The organism is Actinosynnema sp. NPDC050436 (genome assembly GCF_040655415.1).
Classification (GTDB): Bacteria; Actinomycetota; Actinomycetes; order Mycobacteriales; family Pseudonocardiaceae; genus Actinosynnema.
Genome location: NZ_JBFAJV010000003.1, coordinates 546,205 through 569,904, shown reverse-complemented (window position 1 = coordinate 569,904; position 23,700 = coordinate 546,205). Strand labels below are relative to the sequence as shown.

General features: G+C 73.1%; 21 protein-coding genes and 1 tRNA gene. 12 read left to right on the top strand and 10 right to left on the bottom strand.

Annotated features, from left to right (window positions below; all coding sequences use genetic code 11):
• Nucleotides 1-156 precede the first annotated feature (156 nt).
• The 4 genes from AB0I60_RS11150 to AB0I60_RS11135 form a co-directional block, all read right to left on the bottom strand.
• Nucleotides 157-1,950, bottom strand: coding sequence for a cation acetate symporter (locus AB0I60_RS11150; RefSeq protein ID WP_360727803.1), 1,794 nt, complete (start codon nt 1,948-1,950; stop codon nt 157-159).
• Entirely contained in the window at nt 1,947-2,387 is a 441-nt protein-coding gene (locus AB0I60_RS11145) for a hypothetical protein (RefSeq protein WP_360727800.1), read from the bottom strand. Before AB0I60_RS11145 ends, AB0I60_RS11150 begins: the two co-directional genes overlap by 4 nt.
• Nucleotides 2,384-3,238, bottom strand: coding sequence for a LytTR family DNA-binding domain-containing protein (locus AB0I60_RS11140; RefSeq protein WP_360727798.1), 855 nt, complete (start codon nt 3,236-3,238; stop codon nt 2,384-2,386). Before AB0I60_RS11140 ends, AB0I60_RS11145 begins: the two co-directional genes overlap by 4 nt.
• Nucleotides 3,239-3,300: 62 nt before the next feature.
• Nucleotides 3,301-4,167, bottom strand: coding sequence for a S49 family peptidase (locus tag AB0I60_RS11135; RefSeq protein ID WP_360727795.1), 867 nt, complete (start codon nt 4,165-4,167; stop codon nt 3,301-3,303).
• 55 nt (nt 4,168-4,222) lie between these two features.
• Here AB0I60_RS11135 and AB0I60_RS11130 point away from each other — a divergent pair, with 55 nt between their 5' ends.
• On the top strand, nt 4,223-4,390 hold the full coding sequence (locus AB0I60_RS11130; protein ID WP_360727792.1) for a hypothetical protein: 168 nt from the start codon (nt 4,223-4,225) through the stop codon (nt 4,388-4,390).
• 2 nt (nt 4,391-4,392) lie between these two features.
• Here AB0I60_RS11130 and AB0I60_RS11125 read toward each other — a convergent pair whose 3' ends face one another.
• From AB0I60_RS11125 to AB0I60_RS11110, 4 genes are all read right to left on the bottom strand, one after another.
• On the bottom strand, nt 4,393-5,652 hold the full coding sequence (locus tag AB0I60_RS11125) for a histidine kinase (protein ID WP_360727789.1): 1,260 nt from the start codon (nt 5,650-5,652) through the stop codon (nt 4,393-4,395).
• 315 nt (nt 5,653-5,967) lie between these two features.
• Entirely contained in the window at nt 5,968-6,831 is an 864-nt protein-coding gene (locus tag AB0I60_RS11120; protein ID WP_360727787.1) for a DNA-formamidopyrimidine glycosylase family protein, read from the bottom strand.
• Between the two features lie 79 nt (nt 6,832-6,910).
• A complete protein-coding gene (locus AB0I60_RS11115) occupies nt 6,911-7,345 on the bottom strand; it encodes a DUF983 domain-containing protein (RefSeq protein ID WP_360727784.1) in 435 nt (144 codons plus the stop codon).
• Nucleotides 7,346-7,442: 97 nt separating this feature from the next.
• Entirely contained in the window at nt 7,443-8,753 is a 1,311-nt protein-coding gene (locus AB0I60_RS11110; RefSeq protein WP_360727781.1) for a sigma-70 family RNA polymerase sigma factor, read from the bottom strand.
• 248 nt (nt 8,754-9,001) lie between these two features.
• Between AB0I60_RS11110 and AB0I60_RS11105 the strand changes: the two genes are divergently transcribed.
• From AB0I60_RS11105 to AB0I60_RS11055, 11 genes are all read left to right on the top strand, one after another.
• Complete coding sequence (locus AB0I60_RS11105) at nt 9,002-9,400, top strand: hypothetical protein (RefSeq protein WP_360727777.1); 399 nt, start codon at nt 9,002-9,004, stop codon at nt 9,398-9,400.
• A gap of 27 nt (nt 9,401-9,427) precedes the next feature.
• A tRNA-Gly gene (locus tag AB0I60_RS11100) sits at nt 9,428-9,500 on the top strand.
• 140 nt (nt 9,501-9,640) lie between these two features.
• A complete protein-coding gene (locus tag AB0I60_RS11095; RefSeq protein ID WP_360727774.1) occupies nt 9,641-10,069 on the top strand; it encodes an OsmC family protein in 429 nt (142 codons plus the stop codon).
• A 94-nt stretch (nt 10,070-10,163) separates the two neighbouring features.
• Nucleotides 10,164-10,565, top strand: a complete 402-nt coding sequence (locus AB0I60_RS11090) for a hypothetical protein (protein ID WP_360727771.1) — start codon at nt 10,164-10,166, stop codon at nt 10,563-10,565.
• Nucleotides 10,566-10,612: 47 nt separating this feature from the next.
• On the top strand, nt 10,613-11,791 hold the full coding sequence (locus tag AB0I60_RS11085) for a hypothetical protein (protein ID WP_360727768.1): 1,179 nt from the start codon (nt 10,613-10,615) through the stop codon (nt 11,789-11,791).
• A gap of 326 nt (nt 11,792-12,117) precedes the next feature.
• Nucleotides 12,118-13,263, top strand: a complete 1,146-nt coding sequence (locus tag AB0I60_RS11080) for a hypothetical protein (protein WP_360727765.1) — start codon at nt 12,118-12,120, stop codon at nt 13,261-13,263.
• The gene (locus AB0I60_RS11075; protein WP_360727762.1) at nt 13,256-16,948 is read left to right on the top strand and encodes an FkbM family methyltransferase; all 3,693 of its coding nucleotides are present in this window, start codon (nt 13,256-13,258) and stop codon (nt 16,946-16,948) included. The genes AB0I60_RS11080 and AB0I60_RS11075 overlap by 8 nt, the downstream gene beginning before the upstream one ends.
• Before the next feature lie 94 nt (nt 16,949-17,042).
• Complete coding sequence (locus AB0I60_RS11070) at nt 17,043-17,663, top strand: hypothetical protein (protein WP_360727760.1); 621 nt, start codon at nt 17,043-17,045, stop codon at nt 17,661-17,663.
• Nucleotides 17,656-18,606 (top strand): hypothetical protein, encoded by a 951-nt coding sequence (locus tag AB0I60_RS11065; protein ID WP_360727758.1) that lies wholly within the window; start codon nt 17,656-17,658, stop codon nt 18,604-18,606. The genes AB0I60_RS11070 and AB0I60_RS11065 overlap by 8 nt, the downstream gene beginning before the upstream one ends.
• Nucleotides 18,603-19,712, top strand: coding sequence for an acyltransferase (locus AB0I60_RS11060; protein WP_360727755.1), 1,110 nt, complete (start codon nt 18,603-18,605; stop codon nt 19,710-19,712). The genes AB0I60_RS11065 and AB0I60_RS11060 overlap by 4 nt, the downstream gene beginning before the upstream one ends.
• 44 nt (nt 19,713-19,756) lie before the next feature.
• Complete coding sequence (locus AB0I60_RS11055) at nt 19,757-21,238, top strand: acyltransferase (RefSeq protein WP_360727753.1); 1,482 nt, start codon at nt 19,757-19,759, stop codon at nt 21,236-21,238.
• Here the strand turns inward: AB0I60_RS11055 and AB0I60_RS11050 are convergent.
• Nucleotides 21,235-22,653, bottom strand: a complete 1,419-nt coding sequence (locus AB0I60_RS11050; RefSeq protein ID WP_360727751.1) for a hypothetical protein — start codon at nt 22,651-22,653, stop codon at nt 21,235-21,237. The genes AB0I60_RS11055 and AB0I60_RS11050 overlap by 4 nt on opposite strands.
• A 51-nt stretch (nt 22,654-22,704) precedes the next feature.
• On the bottom strand, nt 22,705-23,694 hold the full coding sequence (gmd, locus tag AB0I60_RS11045) for a GDP-mannose 4,6-dehydratase (RefSeq protein ID WP_360727749.1): 990 nt from the start codon (nt 23,692-23,694) through the stop codon (nt 22,705-22,707).
• Between the last annotated feature and the right edge of the window lie 6 nt (nt 23,695-23,700).

The following is a 23,700-nucleotide window of genomic DNA, read 5'->3' as shown; positions in this document are numbered from 1 at the left end:
GAATTCGGCTAACGCCGGGCGGAAAACCCTCGATTAACCGTGGTCCGCGACGGTTCACCCGGCGGGCGGCGTGATCGGGGCAAGCGGTTCACGCCGCCGGCGTGCGCGGGCGACGCGGGAGGCGCGGCGGTCCACCGGGCGCGGAGGACCGCCGCGCTAGCTCCACGACGGGGGCGGGTCGCGCCGCTCGGCCTGCGCCTTCTCCTCCGGCGGCGTGCCGAACCGCTGCACGTCCCGGTCCCGCATGAACCCCGGCGGGTCCGGCGCGTGCAGCCGCAGCAGGATCTGGCTCACGTCCTCCGGCCGCCGCCGCGCGGTCAACCGGCTGATCATCACCATCGTCAGGAAGGACACCGGGACCGTCACCAGCGCCGGCATCGAGAACACCGACGGCGCCCAGCCGCCCGTGTACGAGCTGACCACCACGACCGCCTGCGAGCCGATCACCAGCCCGCCGCCCACCACCAGGCCGGCGGTCGCGCCCACCCACGTCAGGCCCCGCCACCAGATGCCCAGCACCAGCAGCGGGCAGAACGTCGACGCCGCCAGCGCGAACGACATCGCCACCGTCAGCGACGCGTCCGAGCGCGGCAGCACCAGCGCCAGCCCGATCGCCACCGCGCCGGTCAGCACCGTCGCCCACCGGAAGTCGCGCACCTTGCCCGGCAGGATGTCCGTCGACACCACCCCGGCGACGCTCACCACCAGGCCCGACGACGTCGACAGGAACGCCGCGAACGCGCCCGCCGCCACGATCGCCCCCAGCACCTGGCCCAGCACGTTCGGCTGCATCGTCGTCGGCAGCAGCAGCACCGCCGCGTCCGTCTTCCCGGTCACCAGCAACTGCGGCAGGTACTGGCGCGAGATGATCCCCAGCACGGTCGGGAACAGGTAGAACAGGCCCAGCAGGTAGAGCACGTGCAGCGCGGTCCGGCGGGCCGCCTTGCCGTCCGGGTTGGTGTAGAAGCGCACCAGGACGTGCGGCAGGCCCATCGTGCCCAGGAACGTGGCGAAGATCAGCGAGTAGGTCTCGAACAGCCCGCCCAGGCCACCGGTCTGCGGTTCCAGCCAGCGCTCGTTGTCGGTCGGCGAGCCGTCCACCACCGGCACCGGCGAACCCCGCTCGAACCGCAGCACCGTGCCCTTGCCGACGCTGTACGTGCCGGGCTGCCAGTACACCTCGCCGTCCGCGCGGCCACCGTTCACCTGGCCGGTCGCCGACAACCGCATCGGCACCACCACCTGCACCCGCACCGGGTCGGCGGTGGTCACCGTGACCGCCTCGTGGAAGCGCAGCACGCCGGCCTCGTCCACCGACTGCGCCCCGTTGCCCGGCCCGCCCAGGAACACCGCGAACAGCACGAACGTCGGCGCGGCGATGGCGAACAGCTTGCCCCAGTACTGGAACGCCTGCACCAGCGTGATCGCGCGCATCCCGCCGCCGAGCACGTTCACCACCACGATCACCGTCACCACCGCGCCGCCCAGCCACGCGGGCAGGCCGGTGATCGTGTTCAGCGTCAGGCCCGCCGACTGCAACTGCGGCACCAGGTACAGCACGCCGATGCAGATCACGAAGAACGTGCACACCCGGCGCAGGTTCGTCGAACCCAGCCGCGCCTCGGCGAAGTCCGGCAGCGTGTACGCGCCCGAACGGCGCAGCGGCGCCGCGACGAACAGCATCATCGCCAGGTAGCCCGCCGTGAAGCCGATCGGGTACCACAGCGCGTCGATGCCGTCCTTGAGCACCAGCCCGGCCACGCCGAGGAACGACGCCGCCGACAGGTACTCGCCCGAGATCGCCGCCGCGTTCCGGGTCGCCGGGATCGCCCGGCGCGCCACCAGGAAGTCCGGCGTCGTGTTGGCCCGCCGCGAACCCACGTAACCCAGCAGGAACGTGATCGCCGCGACGAGCACGACCAGCCCCAGGCTCCACAGGTTCTGGATCACCGGTCCACCGAGCTCACGAAGTCGTGCTCGTGGCGCTCCGCGAGTCTTCGGTACGCGTAGCCCACGCCGTAGCAGAGCGGGAACGGCAGGACTCCCAGCAGCAACCACGGCAGCCGCACGCCCAGCAGCTCGACGTCCGACAGGCCGGGCAGCGCGTAGAACACCACCGGCAGCAGGCCCAGCAGCGCCAGCGTGCCGCCGCCGAGCAGGAACGCCGTCCTGAGCTGCTGGCGGATCAGGTCCCGGATCAGCTTCTCGCCGACGCTGGTCTGCTCCTCCAGCTCGATGATCGTGCGCAGCACCCGGCCCCGGCCGCGCGGGTCGGCCAGCACCACCCGCCGGCGGCGGTTCTTGCGCGCCGCGACGGACAGCCAGGCGTCCCGCTCGCCAGGCTGCGGTTGGTCGGGCTGCCCCGGCGGGCCGGAGTGCTTGCTCATCCCCAGCTGCTCTTGGGCGGCCGGACGATCCGCTCCTTCAGCTCCCGGGTGTGCCGGCGGCTCACCGGCAGCTCCTTCGCGCCCTCGCCGGAGCCGATCACCACCGCGTAGCCGTTCGACGTCATCCGCAGCTCCGTCACCAGCGGCAGCGCCACCAGGAAGGAGCGGTGGATGCGCACGAAACCGGCGTTCTCCCAGCGCTCTTCGAGCTGGGCCAGCGGGATGCGCACCAGGTGGCTCTGGCCGTCGTTGGTGTGCAGGCGCGCGTAGTCGCCCTGCGCCTCCACGTACCGGACGGTGGCCCTGGGGACGAGCTTGATGGTGCCGCCCAGCTCCACCGGGATGACCTCGTCGTCGGTCGGCTCCTGCGCGACCGGCTCGGGCGTGACGGCGGGGGTCACCGCCACCCGCTCCACCACGCGCGAGATCGCCTTGTTGATGCGGTCCTCGTTGATCGGCTTGGTCACGAAGTCCAGCGCGCCCACCTCGAACGCCACCACCGCCTCCGAGTGCTCCACGCCGGTGACGAAGACCAGTGCCGGCGGCGCGCGGAACGCGCCCAGCACGCGCGCCAGGTCCGTGCCGCTCAGACCCGGCATGTTGATGTCGGCGAACACCGCGTCGACCGGCGGCAGGCCGGCGCGGGTGCGGTCCATGACCTCGGCGTCGTAGTCGCCCCGGAGGATGCGCAGGGCCTCGGCGGCGTCGAAGGCGGTGAGCACGCGCCGAATGTGCGGGCTGCTCTCGAGCAGATACTTGATCTCGCTCAGACCGGGTGCCTCGTCGTCCACCGCCAGAACGAGGAGGCCGGTGTTGTCGTGGGTAGTCACTGTGCCGCGCATCTTGCCCATTTACGCCGGGCCGTGTCTACGTGGGGTAGGGGGTGCGGACGGGACCGCGAGCGCGAACCGGGTCACAACCCGAAACGCGACCAGCGCGCCCGCTCCTCCAACGCGGCCAGCGCCGCCGGCAGGAAGTCCCCCGATCGGGTGGTGCTGCCCGCGAGGCCGAGGCGGGCCAGCAACGGGCGGCGGGGCTCCGCGATCGCGATCTCGGCGTCCGGGTAGCGCTGGGCGACCACCGAGCGCAGCGTGCCGATCCCGTCCACCAGCCCCAGGTCGCGCGCCTGCGCACCCGTCCACACCTCACCGGTGAACAGCTCGTCGTCGGACCCGGTCAGCTTCGCGCCCCGGCGCTCCCGCACCCAGGCCGCGAACTGCGCGTGCAGGTCGACGTGCAGCCCCTTGAGCCACTCGACGTCCTCGGCCTTGACCGGCTGGAACGGGTCGAGCCGCACCTTGTGCTCCCCGGCCGCGAACACCCGCCGCTCGATCCCGTGCCGCTGGAGCAGCCCGTCCAGCCCGAACCCGGCGCTCACCACCCCGATCGACCCGACCAGCGACGTGCCGTGCGCGAAGATCTCGTCCGCCGCGCAGGCCAGCCAGTACCCGCCGGACGCGGCGAGGTCCTCGCAGAACGCCAGCACCGGGACGCGCTTGCGGGTGGCCAGCTCCCGGATGCGCTCGGCGACCAGCGCGGACTGCGTCGGCGCCCCGCCCGGCGAGTTGACCAGCAGCGCGACCGCGACCAGGCGGTCGTGGTCGAAGGCCCGGGTGAGGGCGCTCTCGACGGTCTGGAGGCTGATGGTGTTGCGGGCCATGGGCGTGGGGGTCGGGGTGATCACCCCGTGCAACCGCACCGCGGCGACCACCGGTCCCCGCTCGGCGCGATCGCTGACGATTTTGGGCAGCCGGGCCGCGATCCTGTCCGTCACGCTCATGCCACGACCTTACGTCGGGGCCCGTGGGCGGGGGTGGCGGAGCTAACATCGGCCGGTGACGTTCAACCCGATCCGGTGGCTGGAGCGGTACGTCGAGTGGTGGGACGACCGGGGCCGGCAGAACGCGGACGGCCCGACCTCCATGCACATCTACTGGATGTGGATCGTGTGGTCGCTGTGCGCGGTGATGCTGGTGACCGCGCTGGCCGTCGCGGCCTCCTGACCTCAGGCCCGGATCGCCGGCTGCTCCGAGGTCTCCTCCAGCTTCGGCGGGACCAGCGGCAGGTTGGTGCGGACGCCCGGTGAGTACTTCGGGACCTTAAGGATGATCTTCATGCCGGCGTCCGGCGCGGTTTCCACGACCAGGGCGTAGTCGTCGCCGAAGACCGCCCGCATCCGGTGGTTGATGTTGCCCAGGCCGACGTGCGCGCCGGTCTGGTGGGCGTCCTTCAGGTCCTCGAACAGCCGGTCCGGGTCCATGCCGAGGCCGTCGTCCTCCACCGAGATGAGCGCCTCCGCGCCGTTGTCCTCGGCGATGATCGTCAGCAGCCCGCCGCCCGGCTTCTTCGCCAGGCCGTGCCGGACCGCGTTCTCCACCAGCGGTTGCAGGACCAGGAACGGCAGCACGACCTGGAGGACCTCGGGGGCGATCTTCAACCGGACGTTCAGCCTCGGGCCGTACCGCGCCTGCTCGATGGTCAGGTAGCGGTGGATGTTGGTCAGCTCGTCGGCGAGCGTCGTGAAGAAGCCGTCGGTCCGGAACGAGTAGCGGGTGAACTCGGCGAACTCCTGGAGCAGCTCGCGCGCGTGCGACGGGTCGGTGCGGATCAGCGACGAGATCGTGTTCAGCGCGTTGTACACGAAGTGCGGCGAGATCTGCGCCCGCAGCGCCCGGACCTCGGCCTGCGCCAGCGCCTGCCGGGACTTCTGCAGCACCTCCAGCTCCAACTGCGTGGAGACGAACCTCGCGGTCTCCTCCGCCATCCGGATCTGGCGCTTGTTCGCCACGCCGCTGACGACGATCAGCGTCCCGGCGACCTCGGACTCGACGATCAGCGGCACGATCACCGCCGAGTGCAGCGAGCACGGGCCGGGCAGCTCGCAGTCGAGCTTGCGGTGCTCGACGTGCTCCTTGTGGCACTCGCCGATCGCCCGCTCGATGTAGGCGCGCAGGAACTCGTAGTGGTCGTTGGCACCCCCGTCCCACGACAGCAGGGTGCCCTCGTGGTCGGTGATGCCGACCGCGACGCACCGCAGCATCTCGCGCAGGTGGGGCGTGGCCTTGTCGGCCGCGTCCTGCGTGAGGCCCTCGCGGAGGTCGGCGGACGCCTTGGACATCCGGTGCAGCATGTCCATCACGGCGTCCTCGACCGACGTGCTCACCCGGCGGGCCCGGCACAGCATGACGAAGAGGCCCAGCACGGCCAAGGTCGCGATGACGCCGAGCACCGCTCGCTCGGTCAGGAGGTCACGCACGGCGTCCATGCTGTGCCGTCCGGTGCCTCCAGGCAAGGGGGTCGGGCACCGGAACGGGCAGACATCGGGTGAATTCGGGGTCCGGGGGTGGCTCCGGGGACACCCTGCGTCGGCCCGGCCACCCGCCCGATCGAGCCGGCGCGGACCGTTCGCCCGCAGTGCTGCGCTGGTCGGAGCGCTGCCCGCCCACAGTCCGTGCGCGTGGCGCGGCACGCGTGGGTGCATACGTTCCCCATCGGGTCAGTCCTCACCCGATCGGGCACACTTTGGATACGGAGCGGAGTCGAGGAGCAGCCGACCAGGTCACGCGGGACGGGCAGCGGGCTACTTGAGCAGCCGGGACATGCGGCGGTCGGCCAGGGGCTTGCCACCGGTCTGGCAGGTGGGGCAGTACTGGAACGCCTTGTCCGCGAACGACACCTCGCGCACCGTGTCACCGCACACCGGGCACGGCAGCCCGGTGCGCGCGTGCACCCGCAGACCGGACCGCTTCTCCCCCTTCAACCGCGCCGCCGACTGCCCGACCGAGCGCGCCACGGCGTCCGTCAGCACCGCGATCAGCGCCTCGTGCAAGCGGTCGAGGGCCTCGGCGTTCAACTTCCCCGCAGTCGCGTAGGGCGACAACCGGGCCGTGTGCATGATTTCGTCCGAGTAGGCGTTCCCGACCCCGGCGATGAGCGTCTGGTCGGTCAGCGCCGTCTTCAACCGCTCACCGCGCCCCGCGAACAGCTCCGCCAGCCGCGCCCGCGACAGCGACAGCGCGTCGGGGCCCAACCGGGCGATGCCCGGCACGGTCTGCGGGTCGTCGGTGATCCACGCCGCGAGCCCCTTCTTGGTGCCCGCCTCGGTCAGGTCGAAGCCCGGCCCCTGTCCGGGCGGCCCGAGGTGCACGCGCAGCGCCAGCGGGCCCTTGCCGGGCTTGAGCGGCGCGGCGGACATCGTGTCCGACCACCTCAGCCACCCGGCCCGCGCCAGGTGCACGACCAGGTGCAGCCCGTCGCAGTCCAGGTCGAGGTGCTTGCCGAACCGCCCGGCACCGGTCACGGACCTGCCCTGCAGATCGGTCCACGGCGGGGTGAACGTCTTCAGCACCTGCAACGACGCCACGTCGACGCGGTGCACGACCCGCCCGACGGCGTGGTCGCGCAGGTGGTCGGCGAGCGCCTCGACCTCGGGTAGCTCCGGCACCCGACCAGTGTCACCCGCGAACCCCGATCAGTCGACCCGGTCGGGCGCGCGGCCGGGCGGGGACCCGGACGAGGAGGTCTCAGTCGACCGGTTGCAGCGGTCCGTCCAGGTCCGGCAGCGAGTACATCTCGATCTTCCGGGCCACGTTGGACACCTCGTTGCGCACGGTCAGGAAGCCCCGGACCGAGCCGACCCAGCGCTCCGGGGGCAGCTCGTCGGTCTTCTTCGCCTCGGCCGCCACCAGCCACGGGCGGCGCACCGCCCAGCGGACCGGGAAGAACAGGAACACCAGGACCAGGGCGAAGATCAACCACGACGGGACGACGACGTCCTCCGGTGTCCAGGCCACCAGGATCACGGCCATCACCACCACGAACGCCAGCATGAGCACGCCCGGCCCGTGGCCGCCGCTCACGTCGTGCTCGAAGTCGGCGTCGGCGGACGGGTTGCGCCACTCGATCTGACTGCGCACCGTCCACATCCGGCCGTCCGCGCCGCGCACCAGCCGCGTCATCACCGTGCTCCCTCAGCGGTCGAACGATCACCCGGTGCTCAACGCTACCGGCAAACCCTTGCTTCCAGGGGGTGAACCCGGTGGTAGCGGGCCGTGATCAGGTGGGTCTCAGCGGGCACGGGGTCGGGTGCAGGGTCACCGTGGTCGGGGTCACCGACGGTGCCGCCGAGGTGGTCGTGGTCGCGGCCAGGGCGGTCGGCGACCCCGTGGTGGTCGGCGGTTGCGACGGCGGCGGGTCGTCGACCGGCTCGTCGAGCGCGCGGAAGGTGCCGGGTGCCGTGGTGGTGGTCGGCGGCGTGGACCGGGCGGGCGGCTCGGTCGTCTTCGCCTCGGAGGTCTTCGGCGGCTTGGCCGCGACCGCCTGGGTGGTCACCCGGGGCCGCTCGGCCGGCTGCGCGGGCGGCGGTTCCGGGGACGTCTCGCTGGTGGGCACGCCCGTCACGGTCGGCGCGGTGGAGCGCAGTTCCAGCACGTCCCGGCCGTCCGGGGTGTCGGGGCCCGCGTCCACGAGCGCCGGGCCCGGGGCGCCGGTGAACGAGCCCGCCAGCACGCCGAACAGGCCGACCGCCACCGCCGACGCGGACGCCGCGAGCACCAGCTTGACCCGGCCGGTGAGCCAGGCGGCCTTGCCCAGGACGGCGGGCCCGAGCAGCGCGGTGGCGGCGACCGGCACGGCGATGCTCGCCGCGTGCGCCCGCAGCGTCGAGCACACCTCGGTCAGCTCCGCGTGCAGGGCGTTGCAGGACGAGCAGGTCTGGAGGTGCTTGCGGATCCGCCGGTGCTCCGCGCCCTGCACGCCGCCGGCCGTGTAGTTGCCGAGCTTGGCCACCACGGAGCTGCACGCGCGCGGCCCGGCGTCCTCGGCCAGGTGCGCCTGCAGGTAGGCGGCGCGCAGGCCCTCGCGGGCGCGGCGGGCGAGCGCGGCCATCGCGTTGGGGCTCAGCCCGAAGCTGGGTGCGACGTTCGCGGGCCGCTCGCCCTCCACCTCCACCTGCCACAGCACGGTCCGCCAGCGCTCGGGCAGGCTGGTGAACGCGCGCGAGATCAGGGCGTGCTCGGGCCGCGACGCGGTGACGTCCGGGAACGGCTCGACCCGGCGGGACAGCTCCTCGTCCTCGACGGGCACGTCCCGCCGCCGGCCGCTCCACTCCCAGGCGACGCGGCGGGCGACGGTCAGCAGGTAGGTGCGCACGTGGTCGGTCGGCCCGGTGCCCCGGCGGATCGCCTGGAGGACCCGGAAGAACGCCTCGGCGGTCAGGTCGTCGGCCTCGGCGTGTTCACGGACGTGGCGGAGGGCGAACCTGCGGACGGCGTCCGCGTGCCGGGAGTACAGCTCCCCGAACGCCGAGTCGTCGCCGGACCGGACCCTGGCGAGCAGTTCCCGGTCGAAATCGGCATCACCGGCCATCCCGCCCGGCACCTCCCGCCCGCACTGTGGTCCGAGGTCAAGATGCCACAGCCGACCCGGCGGGGCCCGAAGTGATAGCGACCCGATACCGAAGACCCGACACTGGTCGTGGGCCGTTCGGAGCAGTGGACCACTCTGGGTACCCCAACGCGCGTTGCTAGCGCTCGGTGACGGACCGGTCACGGATAGGCGTCAGCTGGTGGTTTCGGCCGTCCCGTTGCGCCGTTCGACCGGTAGTCTCCCGCCTCGTGGGCGATTGGCGCACAAGGGCCTCGGCCCTCCTCCCCGAGCTGAGCGCGGTCGTCGAGCGCGAGTCGTGGTCCTGCCACGTGTTCCTGTCGGAGCTGTGGCAGCTCGCGGCCGAGGCGCACCGGGCCGGCGACGAGGACGTGCTGGACCGGGTCTACGAGTTCGCGCACTGGTGCTTCCACCAGCCCGAGCAGTTCCTGTCCAACGCGTCGGTGGTCAGCTTCTACGAGCACGTCTTCGACGAGTGGGAGCTGCGCGACGAGGTCGCCCCGAGGCTGCCGGCGGAGGTCGTGGCCAAGGTCCGGCCGCTGTGGGAGTGGCGGTGGCCGGCCGAGCGGTTGTCCGAGGTGGACCGGCTGCTGGGGGTGGTTCCACCCCCCGGTCGCAACGCGGTTTGAGGCGTGGTCTATAGTTCTTCGTGTCAGGCGGATGTAGCGCAGTTGGTAGCGCATCACCTTGCCAAGGTGAGGGTCGCGAGTTCGAGTCTCGTCATCCGCTCTCCCGAGAAGGGGCCCCGGTTCGCCGGGGCCCCTTCTCGCATGTCTGTGATCCTCGCGGGTGAGCCGGGCGTGGGCGGGTGATCGCCGTTAGGTTGGCGGCGAAGGTTTTCCGACGTTCTGGATACGGAGTCCACCACCATGGCCACCACCCGCAAGGCGACCACCCACTGGGAAGGCAACCTGCTGGAGGGCAGCGGCACCGTGTCGCTCGAGTCGTCCGGCATCGGCTCCTACCCGGTGTCCTGGCCGTCGCGCGCCGAGCAGGCGAACGGCAAGACCAGCCCCGAGGAACTGATCGCCGCCGCGCACTCGTCGTGCTACTCGATGGCCCTGTCGCACGGCCTGGCCCAGGCGGGCACCCCGCCGCAGCAGGTCGACACGAGCGCCGAGGTGACGTTCCAGCCGGGCACCGGCATCACCGGCATCCACCTGACGGTGCGGGCGACCGTGCCCGGTCTCAGCGCCGACGACTTCGCCGAGGCCGCCGAGAACGCCAAGAAGAACTGCCCGGTCAGCCAGGCGCTCGCCGGCACCACCATCACGCTGACGGCTGAACTCGCGCAGTGAGCACGGGGTACCGGCCCGGTGCCACGAGGCCGGGCCGGTACCAATTGCCGCACAACGATTTGACCCGCGCGGGGGATGGCGGTACTCAAGGCCAATGCTCACCGCAGCGGGGGGACCGGCGCGGCTCGCCATCGGCGCGTTGGTCGGCGTCGTGTTCGCCGCGCTGTTCGCCCACGGCACCCTGGCGGAGGTCCCCCAGGCGGTCCAGCCGGTGGGCGACGCGCAGGTCGTCGTCGTGACCAACAGCTCGCAGCCCGGCCGGACGACCACGTCCGCCGCCACCCCCACCGGCGGGCCCCGGTCCAGCACCACGACCACCACCGCCGCGTCGAGCGCCACGACCACGACGGGCAGCACGACGACGACCACCACCACGACGGTGACCACCACGTCGACGACCACGACCAGGCCGACGACGACCACCGCGCGGCCGACCACCACGACGGTCCGGACCACCACCACGACCACCAGGCCGTGTGGATTGATCTTCTGCTGATTCAACCTGCCTATGGCTCACTCACCGTGTTTTGGCAAGATCCCGGCGTGACGTTCAGCCAGGAGCCTGACCAGTCCCCGCAGAACAAGTCCCCGCAAACCACGGTTCAGCCGAGCAAGACCCAGCAGGACAAGGTCCAGCAGAACAAGTTCGCACCGGGCACCGACGGGCCGACCCTCCGCATCCCCGTCACCGCCCGGAACCGCGTCGCCACGACCACGAAGCCCGCCCCGTCACCGCAGGCGGCACCCACCGCGAGCCGGGTGGCGACCCGGACCGCGACCCAGACGGCCACGCAGACGGCCACCCAGACGGCGATCGCCGAGCGGACGTCCATGGCCGGAGTGCTGGCCGCGATCCCCAGCCCCGCCACCCGGAACAACAGCAGCACCAACGGCCGCGTGAACGGCAGCAGCGTCAACGGCAGTGGCGGCACCAACGGTGGCGCGGTCGGGATCAGCCTGCCGCCGAGCCTGGACAGGAGCGCCGCGAAGTTCGCCGACAGCCCCGAGCCCGCTGCGGCCGAGCCGGTCTCGCCCGTCCCCCCTGCACTCAAATCCCCAGCGCCCACATCCTCCGCGCCTGAACCTGCTGCGGCCGAACCCGCTGCGGCTGTCGCCCCGGTGCAGGACGTGGTCGCCGCGCCGATGGCCGGTGTGCTGCCCGCAGCTCCGGCGACTCCCCCGCCCCCTGCGACTCCCCCGCCCCCTGCGGCTCAGGTGGCCCCTCCGGGGGCCATCTCGTCGCGCGGGCTGTTCACGCCGGCCATCCCGGTGGACGAACCCGTGCTAGGAGCAGCCCCGGCCGCCGTGCCGCCGGCCAAGCCGTCCGTCGCGGCTGCGCTGAACCCGACCCCGGCTCCGGTGCCGACCCCGGCTCCGACGTCGACCCCTGTCCTGGCCCCGGCCCCCGCACCGGCTCCCGTGCCGGCCCCTGCTCCCGCTCCGGCCGCGCAGGAGGCCACCGTGGTGTTCGCGCCGGTCGGCGAGCAGGCGACGGTCGCGGTCGAGCCGGTTGCCGGACCGACTGCCCCACCGGTCACCGCTCCGGCACCGATCACTGCACCGGCTGCGGCACCTGCTGCCACTCCGGCTGCCACTCCGGCACCGGCTGCGGCCGAGGAGGCGGGTGGCGGTGCGAGCAAGCCGGCGGCCAAGCCCAAGAGCGCGTTGCGGCGGATCGCGCGGCGGATCGTCGGGCCGACCATCCTGACCCGGCGGAGCTGACCGGGCAGGGCTGACCCGGCAGGGCCGACCGGGCGGGGCTGCCGGGTCGGGACGGCTGCCGGGGAGTGGGGCCGGTCACGTGGTGGCCGCGCGCGCGGCACCGCCGGGCCCGGGTGGGACTATCGTCCGGGCCGGGTGCGCGGCGTGCTCCGGTCGGGGCGGAGCTGCCGGTGTCGGTCCGGCGCACCCCGTCGGCCACGCGGCCGGCTGCGCCGCCGGGCCGCCGGGCCACCGGCAACGACCGGATCACAAGTGGTCGATCCCCGCGGGCGCGTACCGACCATGCGTCACAATGACGCTCGCGCGCAGACACTGGAGGAGCAGGGATGTCCTGGCAAGAGGAGCTGTCGGAACTGGACCGGACCTTGGCGGAGGGTCGGATCAGCGCCGACGACTACCGACGCCGCCGAGATGAGCTGCTCGCGTCCGCCAGCAGTGGCGCGGCCACCCCGGGTCAGCAGGGCCAGGGCCCCTTCGCCCCGCCGTTCCGGTGGGAGGCGACGCCCCCTCAGCAGCAGCAGGCGCAGCCGAACCCCGACGCCACCCAGGTCGTCGGCCCCGGCAAGCCCAACCCGGACGCGACCCAGGTCGTCTCCGGCGGTGCCCGGCCGCCCGCCGACGCGGAGCGCACCCAGTACGTCCGCCCGGTCACGCCCACCGGTCCGCCCCATCAGCAGCAACAGCCCCCGCAGAACTGGCCGCCGCAGCAGCAACAGCAGCAGCCCCCGCAGGGCGGCACCCCGTGGGGCAACGGCGACAGCTTCAGCTCCTTCGGCGACGGCAGCCCGTCGTGGATCGCCCAGGGCCCCGAGGTGTTCGAGGAGGACGGCGGGAGCGGCAAGGGCAAGATCATCGGCATCGTGGTGGCCATCGTGCTGCTCGCCGGCATCGCGTTCGGCGCGTACATGATCTGGGGCCGGGGCGATTCGTCCGCCACCGGCGGCGGTGACCCGTCGACCAGCGCGAGCGGCCCGACCACGACCACCACGCCGGCCCCGCCGCCGGACCCGATGCCGATCGGCAAGTTCTCCGGCAAGGTGACCCAGAACAAGTCGGTCACCGCGTTCACCGCCGTGCCGAGCCTGAAGTACCTGCTCGACAACGAGGCCGCCGCCTACACGACGGCGGGCGCGTCCAAGGCGAAGCTCGCCCAGTTCACCCAGGACGGCAACGTGTCCGGCGTGATCCTGATCGTCGAGTCCACCGACGCCAAGGCGGCCGGCGCGGCGGCGCTGGCGCTGCACGAGATCCAGCTCAGCAACGGCATGACCGTCTTCAAGGACGCCCCGACGACCGTCCTCGCGGGCCAGATCGACGCCGCCAACGGCCAGAACGCCCGGGTGCGCGGCCACTACGCCAGCAACAACCTGATCGTGCGCGTGGACGCCGCCGCGCCGACCCTGGCCGCCGCCCAGAAGGGCTTCACCGAGGTCCTCGAAGCGCAGTTGAAGGTGCTCAAGGCCGATGGCTGACCGCCCCACCCGCGTGACCACGTGCACCGTGGTCGCGCGCAACTACCTGCCCGCCGCACGCGTCCTCGCCGCCTCCTACCTGGCGCACCACGAGGACCACGACTTCGTCATCGCGGTGATCGACGCGCCGCGCGACTCGGGGACCACCCGGGACCGGCTGCGCACGGTCGGCCCGGAGGCGTTCGGGATCGACCCGGAGGACTACCTCCGGATGGCGACCTCCTACAACGTCACCGAGCTGGCCACGGCGGTGAAGCCGTACCTGCTGCGGGAGCTGCGCACCGAGTCCGACGTGGTCATCTACCTGGACCCGGACATCGAGGTGTTCGCGCCGATGCCGGAGCTGGCCGAGCTGGCCGGCGCGCACGGCATCGTGCTCACCCCGCACCACCTGCGACCGCTGCCCCGCGACGGCAAGGACCCGAGCGAGGCCGTGATCATGGGCTCGGGGATCTTCAACCTCGGGTTCGTGGCGACCGGTCCCGGATCGGAGCCGTTCCTCGACTTCTGGGCCGAGCGGCTGCGCCACGACGCGGTGGTCGCGCCGGAGCGCCAGCTGTTCACCGACCAGCGGTGGGTGGACCAGGTGCCCGCGCTGTTCGACAACCACGTGCTGCGCGACCCCGGTTTCAACGTCGCCTACTGGAACGTGCACGAGCGCCCGGTCGAGCGCGACGCGGGCGGAGCGCTCACCGCCGGCGGCCGGCCGCTGCGGTTCTTCCACTTCAGCGGCTACCGGCCGGAGCGGCCGTGGCTGCTGTCGTGCCACACGCCCAACCGGCCCCGGGTCGTGCTGTCGGAGCACCCGGTGGTCAAGGAGCTGTGCGACTCCTACCGGGAGTCGTTGCAGGGCAACGGCTACGCCGAGTCGTTGGAGTCGATCGCGTACGGCTACGCGAAGATGGCCGACGGGACGCGGGTCACCACGCCCGTGCGCAAGCTGTTCCGCGACGCGTGGGTGCGCGCGGAGCGCAAGGGCGAGCCGGCGCCGCCGCACGCGTTCGGCCCGGACGGCGGTGCCGCGCTGCGCGCGTGGCTCGCCGCGCCGCCGGACGACGCGCCCTCGGGCACCGTGCTCAACCGCCTGACCACCGCGCTGTGGGAGGGCCGGCCGGACCTGCGCGCCGCGTTCCCCCGCCCGCACGGCCGCGACGCCGCCCCGTTCCGGGCGTGGTGCGCGACGTCGGGCGTGACCGAGGAGTCGCTGCCGGACTGGGCGCTGCCCGGTGAGCCGGTCGTCCCGGCCGAGCCGGTGGACGAGTTCGGCGTCAACGTCGTCGGCTACCTGACCGCCGAGCTGGGCGTCGGCGAGCTGGGCCGGATCGCGCACGACGCGATCGCCCGCGCCGGCGTGCCGATCAGCTCCGTCGTGGAGGACCGCCTGGTCTCCAGCCGGACGGGGATGCCGCAGCCGGGCACCCAGGGCGACCCGCGCTACCCGATCACGCTGCTGTCGGTGAACGCCGACCAGACGCAGGCGGTGCTGGAGAACCGGCCGCACGTCGGCCACCACCGCTACCGGATCGGCCTGTGGGCGTGGGAGCTGGAGGAGTTCCCGGGCTGGATGCACTCGGCGTTCCACCTGGTGGACGAGGTGTGGACGATCAGCGAGTTCTGCCGCGAGGCGATCGCCAAGCACACCGCGAAGCCGGTCAAGGCGATCCCGATGCCGGTGCGCGACCCCGGCCCGGTGAACCGGCCGGAGCGCGTGCCCGGCGAGCCGGTGCGGTTCCTGTTCGCGTTCGACTTCCTCAGCATCGGCGAGCGCAAGAACCCGTGGGGCGTGCTGGAGGCGTTCCAGCGGGCGTTCCCGGGCCGGGACGACGTGCGCCTGGTGCTCAAGGCCGTCAACGGGGCCAAGCGCCCGGACGTCGCCGAGCGGCTGCGGGTGCGGGCCATGGAGGACCCGAGGGTCGAGCTGGTCGAGCGGTACCTGACGGTGCAGGAGCTGGACGACCTCTACGCGTCCAGCCACTGCTACGTGTCGCTGCACCGCAGCGAGGGCTTCGGCCTGACCGTCGCCGAGGCGATGGCCCGCGCGATGCCGGTGATCTCCACCGACTACTCCAGCACCGCAGAGTTCGTGGACGCGACCACCGGCTGGCCGATCCCGTACCGGCTGGTCGAGGTCGGCAAGGGCAACGAGCCCTACGAGGCCGGCGCGCTGTGGGCGGACCCGGACCTGGACGCGGCGGCGCGCGCCCTGCGCGAGGTCGCGGACGACCCGGCCGAGGCGGCCCGGCGCGGGCGCGCGGCGCGCGAGCACATCCTGCGCACCCGGTCGATGGCCAAGGCCGCGAGCTGGATGGGCGAGCAGCTCCGGCTCGCCTACGACAAGCGGTCCACGGCCCGTGCCGGCGCCGTCCCGAGCGCGGGCGGCACGGACAACCCGCTGCGCCCGCTGCACGACTCGCGGCAGGCGCTGCTGTGGCGCGCGGACACCGGCGCGGCGTCCCGCACGCCGCTCGCCCCCGCGCTGCGCAAGGCCGTGCTGCGCGCGATCGACCACTACGACGTCCACCAGCGCAAGGTGCTGGGCGCGATCGTGGACGGTGTCGAGGGCACGCTGGGCGACGTGGTCGCCCGGCTCGCCGCGCTGGAGTCGTCCTCCGAGGCGAACCGCTGGGCGACCACCGGCGTGCAGAACCGGCTCACCGCCGTCGAGGGCCGGGTCGAGGACGGCCTGGCCCGCGCGGACGACGGGATCGCCCGCGTCGGCGGCTCGGTGTCGGAGCTGGAGCAGCGGCTGGACGACGACCTCGACCGCCTGGCCCGGCGGCTGGACGACAGCGAGCGCAAGTCGTTCGGCATGTTCCTGGAGCGCGACCAGGGCCAGGACGCCCGCGACGAGCGGATCGCCGAGCTGGGCCGCGAGCTGTCGGCCGTGCGCGACACCGCGCGGCTGCGGCACGCCCCGGTGCCGGCGGGTGCCGACGTCGTGGTGTGCGACGCGGGCGCGCTGCTGCTGCCGGTCGACCGGGTGATGCTGCCGTGGCTGGCCTACTACCGGAGCTGGGAGCCCGCCGAGGCCGAGCTGATCGCCGAGCTGGTGGGCGACGGGACGTTCCTCGACGTGGGCGCGCACGTCGGCTACCACTCGCTGCGGCTGCTCCAGCGCTCCACGGGCGTCGCGTCCGTGGTCGCCGTGGAGGCCAACCCGGTGAACGCCGACTACCTGCGCCGCAACGTGGCCGCCAACCTCGCGCCGGCGGCGGCGGAGCTGGTCGCGGTGCTGCCGGTCGCCGCGTGGGACAGCGACACCGAGATCCACCTCGTGGCCGAGGGCGACAACAGCGGCGACCACCGCGCGCACGAGGGGGCGACCGGGCGGCCCGGCGTGGTCGTGCCCGCCGTCCGGCTGGACGAGCGCCCGGAGGTGCTGGAGCGCCGCGTCTCGCTGGTCAAGGTCGACCTCCAGGGCCGCGACCACCGCGCGCTGGCCGGCCTGACCGCCGTGCTCGACCGCGACCGACCGCACGTCGTGTGCGAGTTCGACCCGGCCGCGATCGCCGAACTGGGCGACGACCCGGCGGAGGTGCTGCGCGGCTACCGCAAGCTCGGCTACTCCCCCGCGCCGCTCGGCCCGGAGGGCCCGGTGCCGGGCGAGCACGCCGACGAGGACCTCCTCCAGCGGGCGGCCGAGTCGGGCACGGCGTTCGTCACACTGTGGCTTCGCCCACTCTGATCTGCGGTTTCGCGTAACGGACGCCGTCGGATGAACGACAATTCGACGGCGTCCGGAATCGGGCGCGCTCCAGCTCACGGCGAGGGGGTGTCCGGTGGCGAGCACGCGCGCGTCCGGGCTCGGCCGGGTCGCCGTCGTGGCCGTGCTGCTCGCGGTCTGCGCGGGCGCGTGGGTGGCGTGGCACGCGCCGCTGCCCGCGACCGTGGTCACCCTGCCGCCGACCGGTGAGCGGGGCCGGATCGCCGGCGACCCGATGGCGCGCGGCCTGGCCGACTTCGGCCGCTACCCCGGCGTCGACCCGGACGTGCGGGTCTTCGACGACGTGGAGAAGCTGCGGTTCCTGGACACCGCCGAACTCGCCGCGTACCGCGAGGAGCGCCCCACCAGCGCGCGGGCCGTGGTCGAGGACCGGCCGGACGGCCGCGTGGTCGTCGTCGTGGTCCGGGTGGCCGACCCCGCCGCAGCCCGGCGCACCGCCGCGCGGCTGGACGAGGTCCAGATCGCGTTCGGCCTCCAGCACGAAGAGCCCGTGCCCGGCGTGCCGAAGGTGGCGTCCACGCCGCCCGGGGCCACCGGCCCGCTGACCGCCCGCGCCCACTACGCCAGCGACGAGCTGGTCGTGCGGGTGCAGTTCGACGGCACCTCGCCCGAGGCCCTGGCGGCGTTCGGCGAGATCGTCGCCCGGCAGGCGAAGGCGCTGCCCGCCGATGACTGACCTCGTCCCGGTGCGCACCGCGCCGACCGCCCCCGGGCTCCCCTCGGTGACGGCGGCCGGCGTGCTCCTCGTCGCCTACAGCTACCTGGTGGCGCTGTGGCCCGACCGGCACGCGCACACGCCCGCCGTGGTCGAGGCCGTCCGCGCCTGGGTGGGCAAGCCCACCGGGCTGGGCGAGGACTTCGGCTTCCTCGGCACCGCGCTGCTGCTGCTCGCGGCCGGCTTCGCGCTCACCGGTACCGGCCTGAGCACGCGGGTGCTGCGCGCCGGCATCCCGCCGCTGGTGGCCGCAGTGGTCGTGGGCGGCGTGCTGTGGCTGCTCGACGCGGACCCGCTGACCGACGCGGCAATGACCGCGCCCGTCCTGGCGCTCGTGCTGTTCGCCGCGCTCACCCCCGCGCTGCGCCCGCTGGAACTGCGCGCACCCGCGCTGGCCGTCTTCGTGCTGCTGGAACTCGCCTGCGTGGCGGCCCTGCTGTGCGGGTGGTGGGCCGCCGAGGGCGGGCCGGAGGCGGCGCGGGTCGTCGGCACGGCGGCCACCCTCCTGCCGCTGCCCGCCACCGGCCGGCTGACCTGGCTGGCCCGCGCCGGCCGGCTGCCCGTGCCGCACGCCGCCGGCCTCGGCCTGGTGGGCGTGGGCCTGCTGGTGCCCGCCGACCTGCTGTTCCCGGACAACGCCCCGTACTGGCACCCGCTGGGCGCGGCGGTCGCGGTGCTGCTCTTCCTGATCGCGCTGCCGCACGGCGGACCGCTCGGCCCGGCCGCACCCGTCCGGTGGGCGGCCCGCCGGGCGTGGCCGCTGGCGCTGGCGGTCCCGGTGGTCGGCTACCCGGTGCTGACCCTGTGCGCCCCGCTGCCGTTCGCGCTGGCCCTGCCGGTCGCGCTGGCGTCCAACGGCCTGGCCGCCGAGGCCCTGCACCGCGAGGCGAGGCGCCGGACGTGACCACGACCGTCGAACCACCCCGGACCCCCACCCGCCGCACCGGCTACATGCACGGGCTCGACCTGCTGCGCGTGGTCGGCTCCTGCGCGGTGGTGCTGACCCACCTTGTCGCGTGGTTCGGCATCTACGACCGCGACCTGTGGCTGGTAGGCCTGGTCGAGTCCGCCGTGGTCGAGCCGCTGCACATCAACAAGGACATGCACGTCCTCGGCGTGGCGGTCTTCCTGGTGGTGAGCGGTGTGGTCGTGACGCACGTCGCAGACCGGGAGACGCCGACCCAGTTCCTCCGCAGACGGGTCGTGCGGCTGCTCCCGCTGCTGTGGGTCGTCACCGCGCTGGCGTGGGTGGCGCTCAGGCTCGGCTACACGCACACCGACGTGGACCCGTCCGCCGCCGACGTCGGCGCGCTGGTCGACAACCTGCTGATGGTCGGCTTCTTCCAGTCACCGCCGATGGTGCTGCTCGGTGTCACGTGGACGCTGCTCGTCCAGATCGGCTTCTACGTCTACGTCGCCGCCACCATCCCGGTGCTGCGCCGGTGGCCGTGGGTGCCGCCGCTGGCCGCCGCGGCGCTGTGCTTCGTCGTCATCCTGGCGACGCAGGGCTCGACCGACCTGGCCCCGCGCGAGATCCGGGGGCTGATCGGGTACCTGCCGCTGCTGTGCCTGGGCCAGCTCATCTCGCTCGTCCACTCCCGCAAGATCACCCCGATGGCCGGGGTGGCGGTCGGCGCGGCGCACTTCCTGCTGGTCGTCTGGGTGGACAAGCAGTACGGGTACGCCGCGACGGGTGCAGCGCTGCCCCGCACGTTGATGATCGCGCTGCTGGTCACCATCGTGCTGGTGTCGGTGCACGGGCCGGTGAGTCGATCCGCGTTCATCCGCAGCTGGGCGAAGCGGACCTACGCGGTGTACCTGGTGCACATCCCCGTCATGCTGCCGCTGTTCGTGTTCCTGGTCCCGCACCTCGACGCGACGCTCGTGATCGTGGTCGGGCTGGTCGCGGTGGCGGTGGTCACCGAGGTGGTGCACCGGTTCGTGGAGGTGCCCGCCGACCGGGCGGTGCGGCGTTGGGAGGGTCGGCGGCAGGAACGGCGGTCGGGGTAGGGGCGATCCCGCCATCCGCCCCAGTGCGTTCCGTTACGCTCCGGGTGCTGCCAGTCATCCGGAGACGACCGGGGAGGGGTGCACTCCTGGACACCGAGCAGAAGACCCGGATCGCGTTCATCGACATCGGACGCGCCGTGGCCGCCCTCCTCGTCTTCTACAGCCACCTCTCCGAGCAGTGGGTCGCCAAGCGCGAGACCGGCCCGACGCCCGTGGTCGACGCGATCGACGCGATGAGCAGCGACCCGATGCACATGGGCGCGCAGGGCATCGGGCAGATCGGCGTCCCGTTCTTCTTCCTGGTCAGCGGGTTCGTCGTGACGCCGATCGCGCTGCGCATGGGACAGCGGCGGTTCACCGCGAACCGGCTGGTCCGGGTGTACGTGCCGATGTTCGTGGTGGTGCTGCTCACGGCCGGCGCGCTGCTGCTGGGCGTGGAACCGCTGACCGGGCAGCGGCCCGAGGTGTCGTGGTGGACCGTGCTGACCAACATGCTGGTCGTCAACTACGTGCTGGTCCCGCAGGTGGCGCTGGTCGGCGTCGCGTGGACGCTGATCGTGGAGCTGATCTTCTACGCGGTTCTGGTGCTGCTGCTGCCGGTGCTGCGGCGGTGGGTGTGGCTGGGAATCGCGGCGCAGCTGACGTTCGTGTTCGTGGTGCTGATGAGCGCCCGGCAGTTCGGGCCGTCGTGGTTCCTGTTCGCGGTCAACGTCTCCTACCTGCCGATCCCGCTGCTGGGCCAGGTCGTGTGGGCGACCACGGCGAAGAAGATCCCGCTGTGGCAGGGCTGGGTGTTCGCGGGCCTGGCGTGGGCGCTGTACGTGTACTCCGACAACCCCGCGATGGGCCGCCTCGACGCGTCCTACAGCCTGGCGCTGGCGTGCGCGGTGATGTTCTTCCTGATGGGCGTGTTCGCCGAGCCGAAGCTCCGGCAGCGGCGGTTCTGGGTGGCGCTGTCCGAGCGCAGCTACTCGATCTACCTGCTGCACGGCCTGGTCGCGTTCGCCGTGCTGGACCTGCTGCGGCCGGCGGTGCCGCTGGCCGTGGCCGTCCCGGTGGCGGTCGCGGCGACGTTCGGCGCGGTCGAGCTGAGCTACCGGTTCGTGGAGAAGCCCAGCCACGCCCTGGCCCGGCGGCTGTCCCGCGCTCCTCGACGACCCGAGCCGGAGGAGGTGGTCCGGGAGGCCGAACGCGGCCTGGCCGAGCTGCGCCGCCCACCGGAGCCGGCCCCGTCGCCGTCGCGGCGGGTGGTCGCGCTGGATGAGATCCCCGCCGAGCGCACCGAGGAGATCCCGGTGGAGCGCACGGAGGAGATGCGCCGCATCCGCCACCCGCGCCCGGCTCCGGTCTCGCCCCCGGCGTCGGTCCCGCCTGACGCGGAGCAGGCGATCGCGGAGCAGGCGATCGCGGAGCAGGCGGGTCCCGGGGCGGCGGACGACGCGGGGCCCCGGCGGCGTCGGCGGTACGCGGGCGCGGGGGCCGTCACGGTGCAGTCGCTGCTGGCCGACCGCGACAAGCGGCGCTAGCGGCGGGGGCGGGCGGCCAACTCCGCGGCGATGGCGTCCACGGCAGTCGGCTTCAGCATCGGGTACACGCCGCCGACCAGGTTGCGCTCGGCCGCCACCACGATGACCACGTCGGTCTCCGCGAGCAGCCGGCCCATCGCGGCCGGGTCGGTGTTGGCCCCCTCGACGTGCTGCAACCGCACGTCCGCGAAGGCCGACGCCACGTAAGGCGCGGAGTAGTAGCCGAACGAGTCGCCGATCAGCGAGATCTTGGCGTTCACCACCCCGGTGGTCGGGTCCTGCGTGAGGTGGCGGGGCTCGCGGTCGGTGAGCGGCGGCGGCAGGGTGACGACCTTCCTGCCGTCCGGCGCGAGGACGTAGGCGGGCACCGGGTCGGTGTCCTTGCGGCCGAGCAGGGCGGCCAGGTCGCCCGGCCGCTCGTTGGTGCCGGTGCGGTCGACCCGCCAGGTCGCGGTCGTGCCGGGCTTCACCGCCTCGGCCAGCGACCGGGCGAGCACCACGCTGCCGTCGTGCGTCCAGTGCGAGTCGTTCTTGGAGTACGGGGACCGGCCGTTCTTCTGCTGCGCCTCGCGCAGCGCGGGCCGCAGGTCGAGCGTGCCGCCCTTGCCGACGACGGACTGCCAGAACCTGTCCCGGCCGGCGGTCGCGCAGTCCTTGCCGAAGTACCGCGACGGCAGGTGGTCGGCGGCCACCGTGCTCTTGTTCGGGGCGACGGCGAGGACGAACCGCCTGCCCGAGGACACGACGGCGTTCCGCAGCCGGTCGAGCTGCGCGTAGGTGTCGGCGAGCGGCACGGTCGGCGCGCACGCGTACCTGATGTCGTCGCCGAGGAACAGCCAGTCGTCCTTGCCCTCGACGGTCTGCACGTACGCGGTCGGCTCGGGCAGGTCGAGGGAGGGGTCCTTCGGCGGCGGGGCCTGCACGGGGCCGGCGGGCTCGGTCGGTCGCTCGAACTTGGGCGCCTCGCCGAACACGCCCCGGCTGATCCCGTCGGCGACGGCGACCGCCTTGTCCCGCAGCGGGATGTGGTCGGCCGCCCACTTGTCGAGGCCGGTGAAGAAGCCGAAGCCGTCGGCGGGCGAGGGGAACTCGGCGAGCCGGCGGTTCTCGAACTCGGCCGGGCGCACGCCGACCGCGAGCAGCGCGACCGGGAGCAGGAAGAACACCACGGCGGCGAACCGCGCGGTGCGCTGGCGGGTGCTGTGCCTCGGCCGGTAGAGGGCGTGCTCCACGGGCAGGAACGACTCGGGCAGCACCGGCAGGGCCGACGTCGGCGGGAACGGCGTCGATGCGGGCGGCGTCGGCGGGGCCGAGACCGGCGGCGTCGGCGGCAACGGTGGGAACGGCGTCGGCGGGGCCGAGGTCGGCGGAGGCGGCGTCGGCTGCTTCGGGGACTCCGCCTCGTCGGTGCTCACGCCGACGAGGGTAATCGGCCGCTCAGCGCCGTTCGGCCGGAACGGCCGGGATCACGCCAGGCCGGCCTTGCGCGCCTCCACGTCCAGGTCGTGGTCGACCATCATCGACACCAGCTCGTCGAACGCGACCTCGGGCTTCCAGCCGAGCTGCTCGTGCGCCTTGGACGCGTCGCCGACCAGCAGGTCGACCTCGGCCGGGCGGAAGAACCGGGGGTCCTGGGTGACGTGCCGCTCCCAGTCCTCGATGCCGACCCGGGCGAACGCGGCGGCCACGAAGTCGCGGACCCGGTGGGTCCGGCCGGTGGCGATGACGTAGTCGTCCGGCTGGTCCTGCTGGAGCATCTGCCACATGGCCTGCACGTAGTCGCCGGCGAAGCCCCAGTCCCGGCGCGGCTCCAGGTCGCCGAGCACCAGCGTGTCCTGCAGGCCCAGCTTGATCCGGGCCACCGCGTTGGTGATCTTGCGGGTGACGAACTCCAGCCCCCGGCGCGGCGACTCGTGGTTGAACAGGATGCCGGAGCAGGCGTAGAGGCCGTAGCTGTCGCGGTAGTTGACGGTGATGTCGTGGCCGAAGACCTTGGCCACGCCGTACGGGGACCGGGGGTAGAACGGGGTGGTCTCGCGCTGCGGCGTCTCCCGGACCTTGCCGAACATCTCCGAGCTGGACGCCTGGTAGAAGCGGATCGGGTTGTCGGTGCTGCCGCCCGCCATCCGGATGGCCTCCAGCATCCGCAGGACGCCCAGGCCGGTGACGTTCGAGGTCAGCTCGGCCTGCTTGAAGCTGAGCGCGACGAAGGAGATGGCGGCGAGGTTGTAGACCTCGTCCGGCTGGGTCTGCTCGACGGCGGAGATGAGGCTGGTCAGGTCCTGGAGGTCGGCGGAGACGACCTCCACGAAGGGGAGCTCCTGCTGCACCAGCTCGGCACGCGGGTTGCTCTGCCCCTTGACCAGGCCGAAGACCTCGTAGCCCTTGCCGTGCAGCAGTTCCGCGAGGTACCGGCCGTCCTGCCCGGTGATTCCGGTGATCAATGCGCGTGCCACCGCAGC